Origin of the sequence: Bacillus toyonensis BCT-7112 (genome assembly GCF_000496285.1) — a bacterium.
Lineage (GTDB): Bacteria > Bacillota > Bacilli > Bacillales > Bacillaceae_G > Bacillus_A > Bacillus_A toyonensis.
Genome location: NC_022781.1, coordinates 904,143 through 921,428, shown reverse-complemented (window position 1 = coordinate 921,428; position 17,286 = coordinate 904,143). Strand labels below are relative to the sequence as shown.

Genomic DNA, 17,286 nt, shown 5'->3' with positions numbered 1-17,286 from the left:
CAATAAACCTTTATTAGAATCGGTTCTTTTTTCAATAAATTGCTAGCGCTAAAAATTTAATAATTTTTTACTGCTTGTACAACGCGACCAATGATTTTTACATCTTCAGCTGAAAGGTCGTAAGTCTGTGGTTCATGGATAGGATCATTACTCAATGGTATTAAAGTAATGATGCTTCCAGATTTTGAGATTTTTTTCACAGTTGCATCATAACCATTGACTTTTACAACAGCAATTTGCCCATTCTCAACATAAGGAGTTTCTTCTACCAGAACATAAGAACCATCAGGGAATTCGAGATTCATGCTAGTGCCTTTTACAGTAAGATAAAAATACTTTTTACGCTTATTTAAAAATGTACTTAGCATTGGTAAATAACCCTCGATATTTTCTTCGGCGAATATAGGTGTACCGGCTGCGACAGAACCAATGATTGGGATATGGATAATGTTTGATTGGTCGTTTTGAATGGTTTCATAAATAGAAACTTCTTCTTTAACTGTATTATCCCCTTTAGTTGTGAGCACCTCTAAATCATCAGTAGTGATCCCTAATCCCTTACAAACTTTTATTACATTATCAACAGATGCTTTACCGATTCCTCTTGATAACATTGATTGCAGTGTTGTGGGAGGGAGCCCGATTTTTTCTGCGAAAGCTCTTTTGCTATATCCAGCTTCTTTTATTAAGCGTGTTACAATCTTTGCTTTTTCCATAAACTTCACCATCCTTCTTATAAAATGTATACGATATTGAGTATGTTTGTTACTATCATAACTTAGCTGAATTTATAAGTAAATAGTGTTTTGTACGATATTGAGTGTATTTCCCTATTATATCATTGACTTTGTACGGAAATGCGTATATATTAAAGTGTAAATAAACGCAATTTCGTATAAAAATTAAGGAGGTGAGCTAATGTATCCGAATCTGCGTGCAGAGATGGCGAGAAAAGGGATTGTAATTACCCAAATCTCTTCGCATCTGAATCTTCGCTACGCAACAGTGTGCGACAAAATTAATGGTAAATTTCGTTTTTATTATGATGAGGCTCTTGAAATTAAGGAAACCTTTTTTCCTGATCATAATTTAGAATATCTTTTTGAATTTGAAGAAAACAAGCCGAATTGTAGTGTGAAAAGAAACCCTACTTTTTTGGAACATAAAATATTGAATTTTTAACTCAATAACGAAATTATTAAGCAAAGCTTTATTGGAGAGTTAAGGAAATATTTTATATTAAATCACATAATTTGAATGTTGAGGATTGGTTAATGCCCAAGAAAACTGGTAAATAATAACACTTGATGCAAGGGTATGTAAATGTAAGGAAGGTAATTGAAAATTAAAGATGAGGAGGAGATCAGAATGGATCACTTAACCGAAGTATTAGTACATAGTGAACTAGTATTTGAAGTTAATGGTGAGGTAGTAACGGATAGTTTGGTAATTGCGAAAACGTTCGGGAAAGATCATTACTACGTTTTGGAGGATATTGTAAAAATATTGTATATGCGGGTGAAGAATTTGCGCAAGGAAATTCTTACGAGTCCACTTATATCAATTCACAGGGTGAGCGCATGTCTAAATACAATTTAACTGAAGAAGCTTTCGTATTACTTGCTATGGGGTATAACTCTAGAGAAGCTGTGCAAACGAAAATAAAATGTATTGAAGAGTTCAAACGGATGAGGAGGTATATACAAAGTCAGAACAAAATACCAAAGGATGCTATGGGAGTCCTAAAGTTAACGTTTGCAGCTTTAGAAGGACATACGCAAGAAATACAAGAGATTAAGACTGAAGTGAAGGGGTTACGAGAAAACGCTCCGCTATACGCCATTGAATGTGACGAAATAACAAAGGCTGTAAAAAGGTTAGGTTTTTTGTTATTGGGGGGTAAAAATTCGAATTCTTATCAGGATAACAGTCTTAGAAAAAAGCTGTATAGCGATATTTATAGTCAATTACATCGAGAGTTTGGTGTGAATAGTTATAAAGCTATTAAACGTAATCATTTGGATAGAGCTATACAAATAATTAATGAAGAATATTCAATTCCAACAGTTTTAAATGAAGAAATTAAAGTTAAAAACTCACAAATAAATATGGCAGAATTTCAATAGGAGGAAGAAACATGCAACGGAAAATTTTAGTGATTACTGGCAATTTAGTAGGTCTACCAACTGTCAGTGAATTTAAAACAAAAGATGCCGCAAAACAGCAGATTAAAAAGCTTATCCAAAAAGGAATAAGTCCAAATGTTATTCGTATAACACAAGAAATTTCTATGAATATCGAAATTCAAGTTGATGTTGAATTTGAGGAATAAGAAAGATTTAGGAGAAAAAATATGGATAGCATGATGGATTTAAATGAGTACATAAAAAAAGAATCCGTTGCAGCGGATTCTATAAAAAAATATCTCTGAATAAGTATAACATTGAATATCGATTTTGAGAATTTATGAGGTGACTAGTATGGGGATTATTCGAGTGAAAAAAGATAGTAATTATTCCGTCATAAATAATACTGGTTTAAAAGATAAAAGGTTGTCATGGAAGGCAAAAGGAATTTTGGCTTATACACTTACACTACCAGATGATTGGACTTTTCATATTAGTGAATTAGCTCAACATGCAAAGGATGGAGAAGATTCATTACGTACAGGTTTTAAAGAACTAAAAGAATTAGGGTATGTAAAGCGTTATCCCGTTCGTGATGAACATACAAAAAAAATTAAAAGATGGGATACGGAAATTTATGAAACACCACAAAAGAGAATTCCACAAGTGGAAAAGCAAGATGTAGGAAAGCCATATGAGGAAAATCCGACACTACTAAATATCAATAAACTAAATACTAAAATACAAAATACTAATCATGATGATAAGGATAAATTAGAATCTCATATATTATTCGGTAGAGAGTTTAAAAAAAATTATAATTTTTTAAAAGAGAGAGGCATTCCGTTAAGTGAAATTGCATTTACGGAGTTAGGCGATTTTTGTGATTTGTTTAGTAGTGAGTTAATTCAGTATGCAACTAATAAAGCTATTGATGAGAATGCACCAAGATGGAACTACGTTAAAGCTATATTGAGTAATTGGAAGGAGCAAAAAGTTAAAACATTTGCTGATGTGACCGCGCTAGATAGACGTTTCAAAATGAGTAAGAATAAGAAATTTAATGAATCAGGTAGAAATTATTCGACTAGAAAAGAGCTTGTCCCAGATTGGTTATATAAAGATGACGAACACACGAATCAAGAAGTGGAAAGAAAACCCGCGCAGTACACTGAGGAAGAGCGTGAGAGATTAAAAGAGGTATTAAATAAATATAAGTCTTAAGAAAAGATAAAATGGTCGACGACTTTGGTGTTTAAAAATGTATTATCTTAATGCTAAGATTAAATGATTATATTCTTCAAAAATGTTTGATGTATATTAAACATCTTTGAAGATATTCGTGAATGTTTGGAGCAAGTATTAACAATTTGTGATTTCTGTTTGATTATTAATGTCTTACAAGGATTGTTCGAAGGGTGTTTTTCATTATCTATTCAGGAGTTAATTACAGTATTGGAATTCTAAAGAGAAAATGAATTTATAAATAGTAGGAAATGGTTGTGTTTATTAAATGAAAGATGTTCTACAAATAACAAAGATTGAAAAAGCCAATAAGGATATAAGTTTTATTAAATTAGTAGTATTTAAATTTACAAAAAGGAAGTAGGTGAATCGTCAGATGTTTGAATGGCTCAAAGATTATAAGAAGTTAGAAGAAGAAATCGCTTATTTAGAATACAACTTAGACAAATCAAAAGCGGAATTAAAGCGCTGGACTAGTGGGGACTTGCAAAATGTACGATTAACCGCTGAGTCGGAAGGGGCTAAGGTAGAAGACCGGATTGAAGCAATTGAATATGAATTAGCTCATAAGATGAATGAAGAATTTGATTTAAAGCTTTTGATGAATAAGTTTGCAGGACTGGATCATCAAATACTTAAAATGAAATATGTTGATGGAATGACCTTAGAACAAATAGCATTTGAATTGCATTATAGTACAGGCTATATTCGACGCAAACACGCTGAAATAAGAAAAATTGTCAAGTTTTTAGATGGATTTTAATGTTACCTTTTTGTAGGGTACATGCGGTGTACAGAAAGTATTGAAAAAGTGATTTATAGTAGTAATATAAGATTTCGACGAAAGAGCAACTATTTTTATGGCTGCTCTTTTTGTTGTGAAAGAAGGTGAGCAACATGAAGTAATTTTATAAATTAATGAGTATTGGGCTGATAACCATATGTAGTAAAGTAGTAGTTTTTTAGACAAAAATAATAGTGGAATAAGGAGATGATTAGTAATGAGTATACTAGCTGCTTCAGTTAAAACAAAGAATCTGCCACAACAAGTGTTACGTTGGCAATCAATGGTAGAAAGTGAATGTGCTGCACAAGGTGTTTCTGAGTTAGTTCCTTACGTACTTGGAATTATTATGGTGGAAAGTGGAGGGAACTCTGAAACAACACCGGATATTATGCAGTCAAGTGAATCACAAGGGTGGGCGATGAATACAATCAAGAATCCTAAAGATTCAGTGTATTACGGGGTAAAGCATTTAAAAGGAGCCTTTGATGATGCAAAGAAGAATGGTATTACAGATTTAAGTGCTATTGTTCAATCATATAATTTTGGACGAGCTTACCTTCGTTGGTTAGCTTCTAACAATAAACAACATTCATTACCGGTGGCAGATCAATATTCTAAAACAGTGGTTGCACCATCGCTTGGAAATAAAACTGGTGCTATGGTTAAATATAGTCATCCTATCGCAGTTGCGTACAATGGTGGTTATCGATATAAAAATGGCGGTAATTTTTTCTACGCTGAAATTGTTAAACAATATGTAGATTTTAATGCAGGCGGTGTTCCACAACCAGAAGGAATTGGGTTCGCGAAGTCAATATACTGGGAAGGCTATGGTATTAACTATCATGATAGACCACATGGCAACTATCAGGGAAACTTTACAACAGCAGCAGAAGTATTATACTGGGGTGCGTACTGGGGAGAAGATAATGATGTGTGGTTAGATTTAGGTAGAAGCCGTTGGGTAAAAGCGGAGCATTATTATTGGAGACCTTTCAAAGCAATATCAAAATACCCAGAAGGATATGGAGTAAACTTTTACGATGGAATTAACGGTTCATATAAAGGCCGTATCACTTCAAAAGAACCCCTTACAGTATTCTTCCGTAAAGAAGGCTGGATTGATATTGGTGGGAATAGTTGGGCACCTGAGGAACACTTTGATATTGTAGATATTCGATAAAAAAACAACTCTACCAAGAGTTGTTTTTTATACGTAAACTGTAATGTAGGAAAGAAGAATTAGTCATATAAAATAATAGTTTTTCAAGAGTCTTTGGTAATCTTAATAATATTTAACTTATGGTTAAAAGAATAATATTTTGATGGTAGATAACAATGGAGAAATTCTCTGTTTTGTTCGTTTTAAGGTTGGAAAACCTACAATATATCTAAAAATAATAAATATAGACAATATAAAATAGAAAGGAAGATTCATATGGCAACATTTATTTATCCAACAAATACAACGAGAGTAACAAGTGGTTTTAGAGGTGACAGACCAGATCATCATGGGGTAGATCTTGCTGAAGCAGGCTATCATCCGATTTATGCAGCGGCTAGTGGGAAAGTTAGTCGTTCGTATTTTTCATCTAGTTACGGTGAATGTATTATGATTGTTCATAATATTAATGGAGTTACATGGGAAACTGTATACGCTCACATGCGAAGTGGTTCTCGTACAGTTAAAGAAGGCGATTCTGTTACACAAGGACAAACAATTGGGGTTATGGGAGAAACGGGACAGGCTTATGGTCAGCACTTACATTTTGAAATGCATAAAGGCGGCTGGAATATTAATAAGAGTAATGCTGTGAATCCATTAGACTACTTGGGGAAAGGTGGCGCTGTTGGTACACCGCAACCAGAAGGAATTGGGTTCGCAAAGTCAATATACTGGGAAGGTTATGGTATTAACTATCATGATAGACCACATGGCAACTATCAGGGAAGCTTTACAACAGCAGCAGAAGTATTATACTGGGGTGCGTACTGGGGAGAAGATAATGATGTGTGGTTAGATTTAGGTAGAAGCCGTTGGGTAAAAGCGGAGCATTATTATTGGAGACCTTTCAAAGCAATATCAAAATATCCAGAAGGATATGGAGTAAACTTTTATGATGGAATTAACGGCTCATACAAAGGACGTATTACTTCAAAAGAACCTCTTACAGTATTCTTCCGTAAAGAAGGCTGGATTGATATCGGTGGGAATAGTTGGGCACCTGAGGAACACTTTGACATTGTAGATATTCGATAAAAAAACAACTCTATTAAGAGTTGTTTTTTATTCATAAATTTTGATATAGGAAAGAAGAGGAATAGAAATGAAGAAAATTGCAGATTTATCTCATCACAATGGTTCAATAAATTGGGCGGCAGCTAGTAAAGAGCTTGAACTTGCTATTATACGTGTACAGTATGGATCAAGGACAATTGATACACGTTATAAAGAGTATGTACAAGGTTGTAAAGACTATGGTGTCCCATTTGCACACTATGCTTATGGATGTTATGTAAGTGTTCAGGATGCTATTGTAGAAGCGAATGATTTTATGGCGCGCGCTGACAAAGAAGCGAAATTTTTAGTATTAGATGTGGAAGATGATACATTAGCAAGTTGTGGAGCAGTTAACTTAGCGAAAGCTTCACAGGCATTTATTGATACATGCCGTGCAGCTGGCTGGAAAATAGGTCTATATGTATCACATCACATGTATACAAGCTATGGACTAAATACTGTGAATGCGGATTTCCTTTGGATTCCACGTTATGGAAATAAACCAGCCTATAACTGTGATTTATGGCAGTATACGGAAAGTGGTAGTCTTGCGGGCGTATCTGGTAATGTAGATTTAAATTACTTAAACGGAGAAAAATCTCTTGAATGGTTTACAGGTAAAGGTGGCGTTGTTGGTACACCGCAACCAGAAGGGATTGGGTTCGCAAAGTCAATATACTGGGAAGGTTATGGTATTAACTATCATGATAGACCACATGGCAACTATCAGGGGAACTTTACAACAGCAGCAGAAGTATTGTACTGGAATGCGTACTGGGGAGAAGATAATGATGTGTGGTTAGATTTAGGTAGAAGCCGTTGGGTAAAAGCGGAGCATTATTATTGGAGACCTTTCAAAGCAATATCAAAATACCCAGAAGGATATGGAGTAAACTTTTATGATGGAATTAACGGCTCATACAAAGGACGTATTACTTCAAAAGAACCCCTTACAGTATTCTTCCGTAAAGAAGGCTGGATTGATATTGGTGGGAACCGTTGGACACCTGAGGAACACTTTGACATTGTAGATATTCGATAAAAATTCCAGTAGTAACTGTTTTTGTATTTTATAAAGTTATGACATAAAAGATAGCTTTAGCAAGAATTATAAGACAGAGATAGCTATAAGGACATATTGGTGTTAAAAGATGATAAAAGATTAGAGTCACTCGAATGAGTAATTATTTAGATTAGAAAAGGAGTGAGAATAATAGAAGAGCAGATCTTAAATTCAATGATTCAACAAGGAGCATTCGCAGCGTTATTTGTGTGGATGCTTATTACTACACAAAAAAAGAATGAACAGCGCGAAGAACAATATCAAAAAGTTATTGAAAAAAACCAACAAGTCATTGAAGAACAAGCAAAAGCGTTTAGTTCGTTGGCGAAGGATTTATCAGATGTTAAACAAAAAATTTTGGGACATGGTGATATGAAATAAAGCATCATGTTAAACTATTTATTCCGCAAGCAAGTTCACTAATGAGAACGTAATCGAAATACATCTCTATACTAAGAAAAAAAGCCCTGATACTACGATATCAGGGCTTTTTCGTCATTTATCTACAATGAATTGCAGTGAATATTGTCGTAATTTATGAGGTGTAATTAAGAAGTCATTTAACAAGAATAATTTATGTTGACTCGTTCTGTATAAAGAACTAAAATGGCATTAATTAGAAATGTTTGTATATTTAAAAAATAAAACATATTACTTTTATTTCTGTTTTTTATGGGAATGTCAACTGGAATCTCATTGGTATTAAATGAGGGGGAGAAGTAATGAATAAGGAAATAAATTTAAAAAATCTATTTACTGTTATATGGAAAAGGGTATGGATACTACTGTTGTTTACGACTCTCACAACCGTAGGAGGAGCGATGTATAGTATGTATATGAAAACACCTTTGTATGCCTCCTCAGCAAGGGTTATTGTTCAAGCTAATGCTGAAACGATGAATACATTAAAAGCGATGGTAAATGAGCCTGTAATATTAGAAAAAGTAGCGGCTGAATTAAATATTAACAGATCTGCAGGTGCATTAAGTGGACAAATAAGTATAGAAAGTGTACAAGGCTCTCAGATTATGAGAATAAATGTAGTGGATATTGATCCTGTACTTGCACATAAAATTGCAAATACGACAGCGGCTGTTTATAAGAAAGAAGTAGCAAATATACTAAATTTTAATAATGTGAGTATATTACCAGAAGACCCAGTTCAAAAACATTCGATGCCTATAAATATAAATCACCTTAAGACGATACTAATTGCGTTCTCTGTAGGTATGGTGCTCAGTATCGGTTTTATTTTTTTATTGGATTCATTTGATGATAGAATCAAATCGGAACGACGAATTGAGCAATTGTTAGATGTCCCTGTTTTGGGCGGGATTTCTAAAATGAATAGGAAAAATACGGAAGACAAATTCAGTAAAAAAAATACAGTGGTACTGGGGGATGGAACGGAGTGGCCTACAAAAATAGACGAAAAACAAATAAAGTTAAAGGAGAAAGTATAATTGCTTATACAGCTCCAAGATCGAAAATTTCGGAGCAGTATCGTTCGCTTCGAACAAACCTTCAATTATCTTCGTCTATTCATAAAAGCAGAACTATAGTTATTACTTCTCCAAGGTATGGTGAAGGAAAATCAACGATTACAGTTAATTTAGCAGTCTCAATAGCACAAAAAGGTGAAAAAGTATTGATAGTAGATGCAAATTTACGAAAACCCACGATTCAGGAAATGTTTGGAGTAGAAAATACAGTTGGATTAACTGATATATTGAACGGAAAAACAAATTTAGAAGGCGCTGTAAAAAAAACAGAGATGGAACGTCTTGATATATTAACTAGCGGTCCAGTACCATTCAATCCATCTGAAGTACTTGGTTCAGGTGAGATGGATATGTTAATTCAAAAGGCAATGGAACGGTATGACATCATATTATTTGATTCTTCCCCTGTATTAGAAGTAACAGATACGAGTGTATTAGTTGATAAGTGTGAAGGAGTACTTTTGGTGATCCGATATAATCGTACTGTGAGCGAAGATGCGCTTGAAACGAAAAGAGCGCTAAGTTTTACGAAAAGCAGAATATTGGGTGCAATTTTGAATGGGAAAGTATAAAGGGGATTAGAATAATAAATTTAACCTTCTTACATAAAAATGTTCGTTATAAAGAAAGAATAATAGAATTGTGATGTGGTGATGTCTCCTGACCGCTATCAATGGAGGCACTCGATTATGCTGTGGGTTGTGAAAGCAACCTTAGATGCGAGTCATCAAAAGTGTAATGTGAGGGAGGGTTAGATGCCCATATTTTATTAAAGTTTCTAGCTATGTACTTTTAATAAAGAGTATATAGTTAGAAACTTTAACTTTGAAAGAGTTCAGTAAGGAATTGATTAAAGGAGGAAGTTATATGACGTATCGCCGGAGGATATCGTTATTGCTTTTAATGGATTCACTGATTGTATTAAGTGCAGTTTTTTTTAGTTATTTTTTTGTAAATGCTAGCTTTAGTGTTATCACTTTATCATCAGTTATTAGCTCTATCACTCTATTAGTTAGTCATCATTTATTTGCTTTTGTTTATAAATTGTATAAAAAAGCTTTGGAATATGCAAGTATAGGAGAGTTGCTAATTATATGCAAGGTCGTTACATTTTCAATACTTACTACAGCGGTTGTACAGCAAATCATTATGCAAAAAATGTATTTTCGATTGTTAGTTGTAACTTGGATGATTCATATTTTATTAATTGGTGGTTCCCGCTTTATTTGGAGAATGTACAGAGATATTTATTATGTAAAGAAGGGTGATAAAAAAGAACGTTAATTGTTGGTGCTGGATCAGCTGGGACGATGGTTGCAAGGCAGTTGTTGAAGAATAATACTGCTGAATTAATGCCAGTCGCGTTTATTGATGATAATGTCAAAAAGCATAATCTTGATATTTGGGGGATTCCAGTAATAGGTGGTATGAATCAAATTGATTATGTTATTAAAAAACTGAATATTGAGATAGTTATCTTGGCAATTCCTTCGTTAAACAAGAGAGAGAGAAATGTTATTTTAAAAGATTGTTTAAAAACAAAAGTAAAAACTCAAATCCTTCCCATGTTAGAAGACTTAGTAACAGGTAAGGTTTCAGTAAATGAATTTAGAGATGTTCAAGTAGAAGATTTATTAGGGCGAGATCCTGTAGAGTTAGATGTGGAAATTATTTCAGATTATATAACGGATAAAGTCATTTTAGTTACTGGTGCAGGTGGATCAATTGGTTCGGAAATTTGTAGACAAGTTGCGAAATTTAAACCGAAAAAATTGATTTTATTAGGGCATGGAGAAAACAGTATTTATTCCATAGAAATGGAATTAAATGAAAAATATAACGATATGAGAGGCGTGTTTATTCCAGAAATCGCGGATATACAAGATGAAAAGAAGATGCATTTAATAATGAATAAACATCTTCCAAATGTTGTATATCATGCAGCCGCACATAAACATGTACCATTAATGGAGAACAATCCTGAAGAGGCTGTTAAAAATAATTTGATTGGAACTATGAATATAGCAGAGGCAGCGAGAACACATGGAGTAGGAACGTTTGTTATGATTTCTTCCGATAAAGCGGTGAACCCGACGAGTGTTATGGGTGCAACAAAGAAATTAGCTGAGATGGTCATTCAGCACAAAGATAAAATAAGTCATACAAAGTTTGTTACAGTACGTTTTGGAAATGTATTAGGTAGCCGCGGAAGCGTCATACCTTTATTTAAGAAACAAATTCAAAATGGTGGACCAATTACAGTTACTCATCCTGATATGGTTCGTTATTTTATGACAATTCCGGAGGCATCAAGACTCGTAGTGCAAGCTGGGGCGCTAGCTAAAGGAGGAGAAATTTTTGTGCTGGATATGGGAGAACCAGTAAAAATAGTTGATCTTGCTAAAAATCTCATTCGATTATCAGGAAACTCTTTGGATGAAATAGGAATAGAATTTACCGGTATACGCCCAGGAGAGAAGCTTTTTGAAGAATTACTAAAAGAAGATGAAATGAATGAGAAGCAAGTTCACCCGAGAATTTATGTAGGGCAAGAAATGAATGTTCGTATAGAAGAAATAGAAAAGTTAATTTTGGAATATACAGAGTTAGATGAGATGGAATTAAGAAAGCGATTGTTAAATTTAGTGAATCAGCGAAAAACTTTAAAACTATTAATACCAGTATCAGGTTAATAGCAAAAAATTATTATAAGACGGGTGCGTGGGATGGTGTCTAAAAAAATTCTGTTTTGTGCAACTGTGGATTATCATTTTAAAGCTTTTCATTTACCGTATTTGAAATGGTTTGCAGACCAAGGATGGGAAGTGCATGTTGCAGCGAATGGGAATATACATCTTCCGTACGTAACTCAAAAATATAATATTCCTCTTCAAAGATCACCGATTAGCGTACAAAACTTTCATGCATATAAAAAACTTACATCAATTATTCATCAAAATAAATATAATATCATTCATTGTCATACGCCTATGGGAGGAGCAATTGCTCGTCTAGCTGCTAGAAAAGTGCGGAGAGAAGGCACAAAGGTTATATATACAGCGCATGGATTTCATTTTTGTAAAGGATCATCATTCATAAATTGGCTCTTATACTATCCAATCGAAAGAATTTTAGCTACTACTACGGATTGTCTTCTAACAATTAATCAAGAAGATTACAGTTTAGCAGTAAAGCATCGATTTCAGGCGGGAAGTATTAAACTCGTTCATGGTGTAGGAGTAGATATAGAACGATATATTCCTGTTAATGAAAGTGAAAAGGAGCAATTAAGACATAAAAATGGTTATAATTCTGAAGATTTTTTAATGTTTTATGCAGCTGAATTTAATAAGAACAAAAATCAAAGCTTCTTAATTCAATCATTGGCACAATTAAAAAATGAAATTCCGCATGCGAAGCTACTACTTGCTGGTGAAGGGCCTTTAATGAAGGAGTGCAAAAATATAGCGGCTCAACTAGGTGTGAGTAGTATGGTGCATTTTCTTGGTTATAGAAATGATATAGCCCCTTTGCTGCAGATGTGTGACCTAGCTGTTGCATCGAGTTACCGGGAAGGTTTACCAGTTAATATTATGGAAGCTATGGCTTGTGGACTTCCAGTTATCGCCACTGACAATCGGGGACATAGGGAGTTAATTATTCATAATAAAAATGGTTGGATTATAGATCGTGATGATATAAAGACGATGTCTGAAAGAATAAATTCTATTTCTAAAAGTATTAAATTACAAGCTCAGTTTGGACGGTGTGGGCGTACTATTATTACAAGTAAATATTCAGTTAACGAAGTGTTAAAAGAGAAAAAAGAAATTTATACAACATATATGGATGAAATGGAGGATTTAAATTGGGCACTCCATTGAGAGTACTACATGTAGTCGTAAATATGAATAGAGGCGGAGCCGAAACTTTAATTATGAATTTGTATCGTAATATAGACCGCTCAAAAGTACAATTTGATTTTTTAACTTGTAAAGAAGGAGTGTTTGATGAAGAAATAGTAAAGTTAGGCGGGGAAATTCATAGAATTCCATATGTTACAGATGTTGGTCATAGGGGCTATATAAAGGCGCTAGATAATTTCTTTAGTACCCATACGCAATATAAAATCGTTCATTCACATATAGATAAAATGAGCGGATTTGTACTTCGTTCAGCTAAAAAAGCAAGGGTGCCAGTTAGGATTGCGCATAGTCATAATACTAGTAGTGAGGGTGGTATTGCTGCAAAAATCTATAAATGGTATGCGGGAAAATCAATAGCCATATGTGCAACACATTTGTTAGCATGTTCAAATGCTGCTGCCAGATGGCTATTTGCGGATAAAGCCGATGTAGCTAGAATCTTAAAAAATGGAATTGATTGTGATAGATTTTTGTTCTGTCCAGACATACGAAAACAAGTAAGAGAAGAATTACAAATTGAGAAAGATACTCTTGTTGTAGGTCATGTTGGAAGATTTGCTCATCAAAAAAATCATGCTTACCTTATAGAATTATTCGCGCAGTTAACTCGATTTAAGCCGGATTCAATTCTTTTATTAGCTGGCGAAGGGCCGCTTCGCGTGGGAATTGAAAATAAAGTAAGGGAATTGAATATGGAGAAGCATATACGGTTTCTCGGGATACGAGACGATATAGAAAGGATACTTCAAGCATTTGATGTATTTGTTTTTCCATCCATACATGAGGGATTGCCACTCACTCTCATAGAGGCGCAAGGAGTTGGTTTACCTTGTATTATATCTGATACTATTACGAAAGAGGTGGACTTGGGAATGAATTTAGTTGAACATGTTTCTCTAACAGATAAATTTGCTTGGATAGAAAAAATGAAAAATATAGAAACTAGTAATTTTTCGAGGAAAACACCAACTCAAGTAGTATTCGCAAAAGGATACGATATAAAACATACGGCTGAATTAACTCAAGACTATTATTCTGTACTTTCGAGGTGAGTAATTTGAAGAATTTAACGATTTTCACCCCTACTTATAATAGAGCATATTGTCTTGCAAATTGTTATGAGAGTTTAAAACATCAAACATGTAAGGATTTTGTATGGTTAATAATAGATGATGGATCTAGTGATAACACAAAAGAATTGGTGGATAGCTGGATTGCTGAAAAACATATCAAAATTAAGTATCATTGGCAACAAAATCAAGGGATGCATGGTGCTCATAATACAGCATATGAAATGATTGATACGGAGTTAAATGTTTGTATTGATTCTGATGATTATATGCCCGATGAAGCGGTAGAAAAAATCCTTTCTTTTTGGAGTAGCTATGGAAATGAAGAAGTTAGCGGGATAATTGGATTGGATTTGTATACAAATGGACAAATAATTGGCTCAAAGTTACCAGAGAACCTTAAACACTCCACGCTTTTTGATCTTTACAATAAACATGGTGTCACAGGTGATAAAAAATTGGTCTATCGCACAGAATTGACTAAGAAATATCCATACCCAATTTTTAAAAATGAAAAATATGTAGGGTTAGCATACAAATATTACATGTTAGATCAACAGTATGAGATGTTACTAATGAACGAAGCGCTTTGTTATGTGGAATACATGGCTGATGGATCATCAATGAATATGCTAAACCAATATCGTAGAAACCCAAAAGGTTTTGCTTTTTATCGCAAGGAACTTATGAAATTACCATTTACTAATCGACTATTTAAGTATAGGCAAGCTATACATTATGTATCTAGTAGTTTCATATCGAGAAATAGAAAGTTTATACAAGAATCGCCATGTAAAGGACTGACACTTTGTGCACTGCCATTTGGGGCTATCCTTTATAGTTATATTACAATGAAAACAAAAATGAAAGTAAACATGTAGAGACTTATTTAGTAATTAAATGAGAGGACAGAATAATGACCATACTTTGGATGAATCTTGCTATAGTATTCATGCTCGCATTTTTTGCAAGGTATTTTGCTATACCAGTGACTAATAGTCTTACATTGATAAAGCCCAATAGGCTGTTGATTATAATGGCGGCTTTATCTCTTGTGTTGGTGGCGGGGCTTCGAAATAATATTGGGGATACTTATTTTTATATGCATGCATATAAAATAACGGAGTTTAATTGGGAATATGTTCAAACTAATAAAGACATGGGCTTTAATATTTTTCAAATGGTTTTGAAAAAATATACGGATAATCCTCAAGTAATGGTTTTTACTACAGCATTGATAACAAATGTACTCATTGTAGCAACACTATATAAATATTCAAGACTAATTGAATTGAGTTTATATGTTTATATTACGTCGGGTATGTATTTAACATCAATGAATGGGATTAGGCAATATTTAGCCGCTGCAATTATTTTTGCTGCTACAAAATATATTTTCGAAGGAAAATGGAAAAAATATACATTAATTGTATTATGTGCATCAACATTTCATGCAAGTGCATTAGTTTTAATGCCAATATACTTTTTTGTAAGAAAAAAAGCCTGGTCAGGAACGACATATTTGCTCCTTTTTTTAGCGGTATGTGTAGTAATAGGTTTTAATCAGTTTTCGGAAATTTTATTTTCGGCTATTGGAAATACTCAATATGGTCAATATAAGGAATTTCATGAAGGTGGTGCCAATATACTTAGGGTTGCTGTGAATATAGTGCCAATTATACTGGCTTACCTTGGGAAAGATAAAATGAGGGCGTTATTCCCTGAAAGTGATTATATTGTAAATATGTCTATATTAGGTCTTGTTTTTATGATTATTTCAACACAGAATTGGATATTTGCTAGATTCTCCATATATTTTGGATTGTATCAGTTAATATTAATTTCTTGGGTTGTGAAGTCATTTACAGATAAAGATCAAAAGTTGATGTATTATGCAGTTCTAGTGTGCTATTTTATTTATTTTGTATATGAACATGTAATTACTTTGGGAATTATCTATAAGAGTAATCTACTTTGATAATAAAGTGCAAAATGCTAGGAGAGGATTGTTGAATGGGGATAGATTCTAAGCCTGAACCTATAAATAAAAAGAAGGTTTTACACATTGTCAGCGCTCTGAATCGCGGGGGAGCTGAAACATTATTAATGAATATATATAGGAAAATAGATAGGGAGCAGCTTCAGTTTGATTTTGTATCCCATCGAAATGAGAAAAATGATTACGAAGATGAAATAATGGCCTTAGGTGGGAGAATATATAAGGTACCTAGTTTAGGACAAATAGGACCTTTTGCCTATGTTAAAGAACTTGTGAAAATTATGTCGGATAATCAATATGAAGTTGTACATGCACATACGGATTATCAAGGTGGTTTCGTTGCTGTAGCGGCAAAAATAGCTGGTATAAAAAAGAGGATTTGTCATTCCCATAGTAATAATTGGCCACAAGACTCTGGAATAAAAGCAAGAGTTATCCTAAAGGTTTTGCAATCTATTATTAAATATGCTGGAACTAATTATTGTGCGTGTAGCGTTGAAGCAGCACGTTTTTTATTTGGTGAAAGGATGCTTCAAAGTCAGAGGATAGAACTGATTAAAAACGGTATAGATATTAATCAATTTACTGATATAGATGCTGGAAGTAGTGTCAGCGTAAGAAGGGAACTTAATATACCGAATACAGCAAAATTAATAGGACATATAGGAAGTTTTTCAGAGTCAAAGAATCATGTTTTTATCCTAAAAGTTTTAAAGCAAATTTTAAAAAGAGATTCAAATTTTGTTGCTATTCTAGTAGGAGATGGTCCGTTAAGGATTTCTATTGAATTAAAAGCAAAGCAATTAGGGATTTTTGAAAACATTAGATTTTTGGGCGTTAGGAAGGATATTCCACGACTCATGAAGAGCTTTGATGTTTTTATTTTTCCTTCTTTGTTTGAGGGGTTTGGTATTGTAACTTTAGAAGCGCAATCTGCAGGTGTACCATGTGTTGTAGCAGATACACTACCTAATAATACTGATATGGGGTTAGGGATAATGTCATTTGTTGACTTAGATGAAGAAATTGAAATATGGTGTAAAGAAATTTATAAAGCCTTGTTAAAAGAAAGACCAGACAGGGAATTCATAATTAACAATATATCGAAATTAGGCTTTGATATTAACGATAACATTTACGAGTGGCTATCGTTATATGGAATTGTGTGCAAGGAAGAAGTAGGGTAATCTAATTTGTTTTCATTTTATATGTCTGATGTATAAGGAAAATTGGTAAGCGTAACAGCAAAATACTAATATAAAATGAAGAAGAGAAATCAATAATAGA

At 33.6% G+C, this 17,286-nt stretch carries 16 protein-coding genes and 2 pseudogenes; 17 read left to right on the top strand and 1 reads right to left on the bottom strand.

Annotation, left to right across the window (positions count from 1 at the left end; all coding sequences use genetic code 11):
• Window positions 1-56: 56 nt before the first annotated feature.
• Window positions 57-716 carry a LexA family protein gene (locus BTOYO_RS04665; RefSeq protein WP_000409433.1) on the bottom strand — a complete coding sequence of 220 codons (660 nt, stop codon included), beginning with the start codon at window positions 714-716 and terminating at the stop codon, window positions 57-59.
• Between the two features lie 202 nt (window positions 717-918).
• On the opposite strand from BTOYO_RS04665, the gene BTOYO_RS04660 reads away from it, so the two are divergent.
• From BTOYO_RS04660 to BTOYO_RS04575, 17 genes and pseudogenes are all read left to right on the top strand, one after another.
• Window positions 919-1,182: a helix-turn-helix domain-containing protein gene (locus BTOYO_RS04660; protein ID WP_000283429.1), complete on the top strand. Its 264-nt coding sequence runs from the start codon at window positions 919-921 to the stop codon at window positions 1,180-1,182.
• A gap of 186 nt (window positions 1,183-1,368) precedes the next feature.
• Window positions 1,369-2,126, top strand: a pseudogene (locus BTOYO_RS04650) (ORF6C domain-containing protein).
• A gap of 11 nt (window positions 2,127-2,137) precedes the next feature.
• On the top strand, window positions 2,138-2,332 hold the full coding sequence (locus tag BTOYO_RS04645; RefSeq protein WP_001189063.1) for a hypothetical protein: 195 nt from the start codon (window positions 2,138-2,140) through the stop codon (window positions 2,330-2,332).
• A 148-nt stretch (window positions 2,333-2,480) separates the two neighbouring features.
• A complete protein-coding gene (locus BTOYO_RS04640; protein ID WP_000511428.1) occupies window positions 2,481-3,350 on the top strand; it encodes a DnaD domain protein in 870 nt (289 codons plus the stop codon).
• Between the two features lie 397 nt (window positions 3,351-3,747).
• Window positions 3,748-4,134, top strand: a complete 387-nt coding sequence (locus tag BTOYO_RS04635) for a hypothetical protein (RefSeq protein ID WP_000464429.1) — start codon at window positions 3,748-3,750, stop codon at window positions 4,132-4,134.
• A 238-nt stretch (window positions 4,135-4,372) separates the two neighbouring features.
• Window positions 4,373-5,341: a lysozyme family protein gene (locus tag BTOYO_RS04630; RefSeq protein ID WP_000025076.1), complete on the top strand. Its 969-nt coding sequence runs from the start codon at window positions 4,373-4,375 to the stop codon at window positions 5,339-5,341.
• 255 nt (window positions 5,342-5,596) lie between these two features.
• Window positions 5,597-6,418 (top strand): M23 family metallopeptidase, encoded by an 822-nt coding sequence (locus BTOYO_RS04625; RefSeq protein WP_000190134.1) that lies wholly within the window; start codon window positions 5,597-5,599, stop codon window positions 6,416-6,418.
• Window positions 6,419-6,485: 67 nt separating this feature from the next.
• Entirely contained in the window at window positions 6,486-7,481 is a 996-nt protein-coding gene (locus BTOYO_RS04620; RefSeq protein WP_000716771.1) for a GH25 family lysozyme, read from the top strand.
• Window positions 7,482-7,652: 171 nt separating this feature from the next.
• Window positions 7,653-7,883 (top strand): BhlA/UviB family holin-like peptide, encoded by a 231-nt coding sequence (locus BTOYO_RS04615; RefSeq protein WP_073990767.1) that lies wholly within the window; start codon window positions 7,653-7,655, stop codon window positions 7,881-7,883.
• Between the two features lie 341 nt (window positions 7,884-8,224).
• Window positions 8,225-8,965, top strand: coding sequence for a YveK family protein (locus tag BTOYO_RS04610; protein ID WP_001031073.1), 741 nt, complete (start codon window positions 8,225-8,227; stop codon window positions 8,963-8,965).
• A complete protein-coding gene (locus tag BTOYO_RS04605) occupies window positions 8,914-9,576 on the top strand; it encodes a CpsD/CapB family tyrosine-protein kinase (RefSeq protein WP_000323603.1) in 663 nt (220 codons plus the stop codon). The genes BTOYO_RS04610 and BTOYO_RS04605 overlap by 52 nt, the downstream gene beginning before the upstream one ends.
• A 295-nt stretch (window positions 9,577-9,871) precedes the next feature.
• A pseudogene (locus BTOYO_RS04600) lies at window positions 9,872-11,697 on the top strand (polysaccharide biosynthesis protein).
• A 33-nt stretch (window positions 11,698-11,730) separates the two neighbouring features.
• Window positions 11,731-12,888 (top strand): glycosyltransferase family 4 protein, encoded by a 1,158-nt coding sequence (locus BTOYO_RS04595; protein ID WP_000253762.1) that lies wholly within the window; start codon window positions 11,731-11,733, stop codon window positions 12,886-12,888.
• Entirely contained in the window at window positions 12,873-13,982 is a 1,110-nt protein-coding gene (locus BTOYO_RS04590; RefSeq protein WP_000537132.1) for a glycosyltransferase family 1 protein, read from the top strand. Before BTOYO_RS04595 ends, BTOYO_RS04590 begins: the two co-directional genes overlap by 16 nt.
• Before the next feature lie 5 nt (window positions 13,983-13,987).
• Window positions 13,988-14,881, top strand: a complete 894-nt coding sequence (locus tag BTOYO_RS04585) for a glycosyltransferase family 2 protein (protein WP_000793794.1) — start codon at window positions 13,988-13,990, stop codon at window positions 14,879-14,881.
• A 35-nt stretch (window positions 14,882-14,916) separates the two neighbouring features.
• On the top strand, window positions 14,917-15,978 hold the full coding sequence (locus BTOYO_RS04580; RefSeq protein ID WP_000154273.1) for an EpsG family protein: 1,062 nt from the start codon (window positions 14,917-14,919) through the stop codon (window positions 15,976-15,978).
• Between the two features lie 35 nt (window positions 15,979-16,013).
• Complete coding sequence (locus tag BTOYO_RS04575; protein WP_000510527.1) at window positions 16,014-17,186, top strand: glycosyltransferase family 1 protein; 1,173 nt, start codon at window positions 16,014-16,016, stop codon at window positions 17,184-17,186.
• The last annotated feature ends 100 nt before the right edge of the window (window positions 17,187-17,286 follow it).

Coding starts and splice junctions, on each gene's coding strand:
- BTOYO_RS04665 (WP_000409433.1), bottom strand. CDS start 716: ATGGAAAAAGCAAAGATTGTAACACGCTTAATAAAAGAAGCTGGATAT.
- BTOYO_RS04660 (WP_000283429.1), top strand. CDS start 919: ATGTATCCGAATCTGCGTGCAGAGATGGCGAGAAAAGGGATTGTAATT.
- BTOYO_RS04645 (WP_001189063.1), top strand. CDS start 2,138: ATGCAACGGAAAATTTTAGTGATTACTGGCAATTTAGTAGGTCTACCA.
- BTOYO_RS04640 (WP_000511428.1), top strand. CDS start 2,481: ATGGGGATTATTCGAGTGAAAAAAGATAGTAATTATTCCGTCATAAAT.
- BTOYO_RS04635 (WP_000464429.1), top strand. CDS start 3,748: ATGTTTGAATGGCTCAAAGATTATAAGAAGTTAGAAGAAGAAATCGCT.
- BTOYO_RS04630 (WP_000025076.1), top strand. CDS start 4,373: ATGAGTATACTAGCTGCTTCAGTTAAAACAAAGAATCTGCCACAACAA.
- BTOYO_RS04625 (WP_000190134.1), top strand. CDS start 5,597: ATGGCAACATTTATTTATCCAACAAATACAACGAGAGTAACAAGTGGT.
- BTOYO_RS04620 (WP_000716771.1), top strand. CDS start 6,486: ATGAAGAAAATTGCAGATTTATCTCATCACAATGGTTCAATAAATTGG.
- BTOYO_RS04610 (WP_001031073.1), top strand. CDS start 8,225: ATGAATAAGGAAATAAATTTAAAAAATCTATTTACTGTTATATGGAAA.
- BTOYO_RS04595 (WP_000253762.1), top strand. CDS start 11,731: ATGGTGTCTAAAAAAATTCTGTTTTGTGCAACTGTGGATTATCATTTT.
- BTOYO_RS04580 (WP_000154273.1), top strand. CDS start 14,917: ATGACCATACTTTGGATGAATCTTGCTATAGTATTCATGCTCGCATTT.
- BTOYO_RS04575 (WP_000510527.1), top strand. CDS start 16,014: ATGGGGATAGATTCTAAGCCTGAACCTATAAATAAAAAGAAGGTTTTA.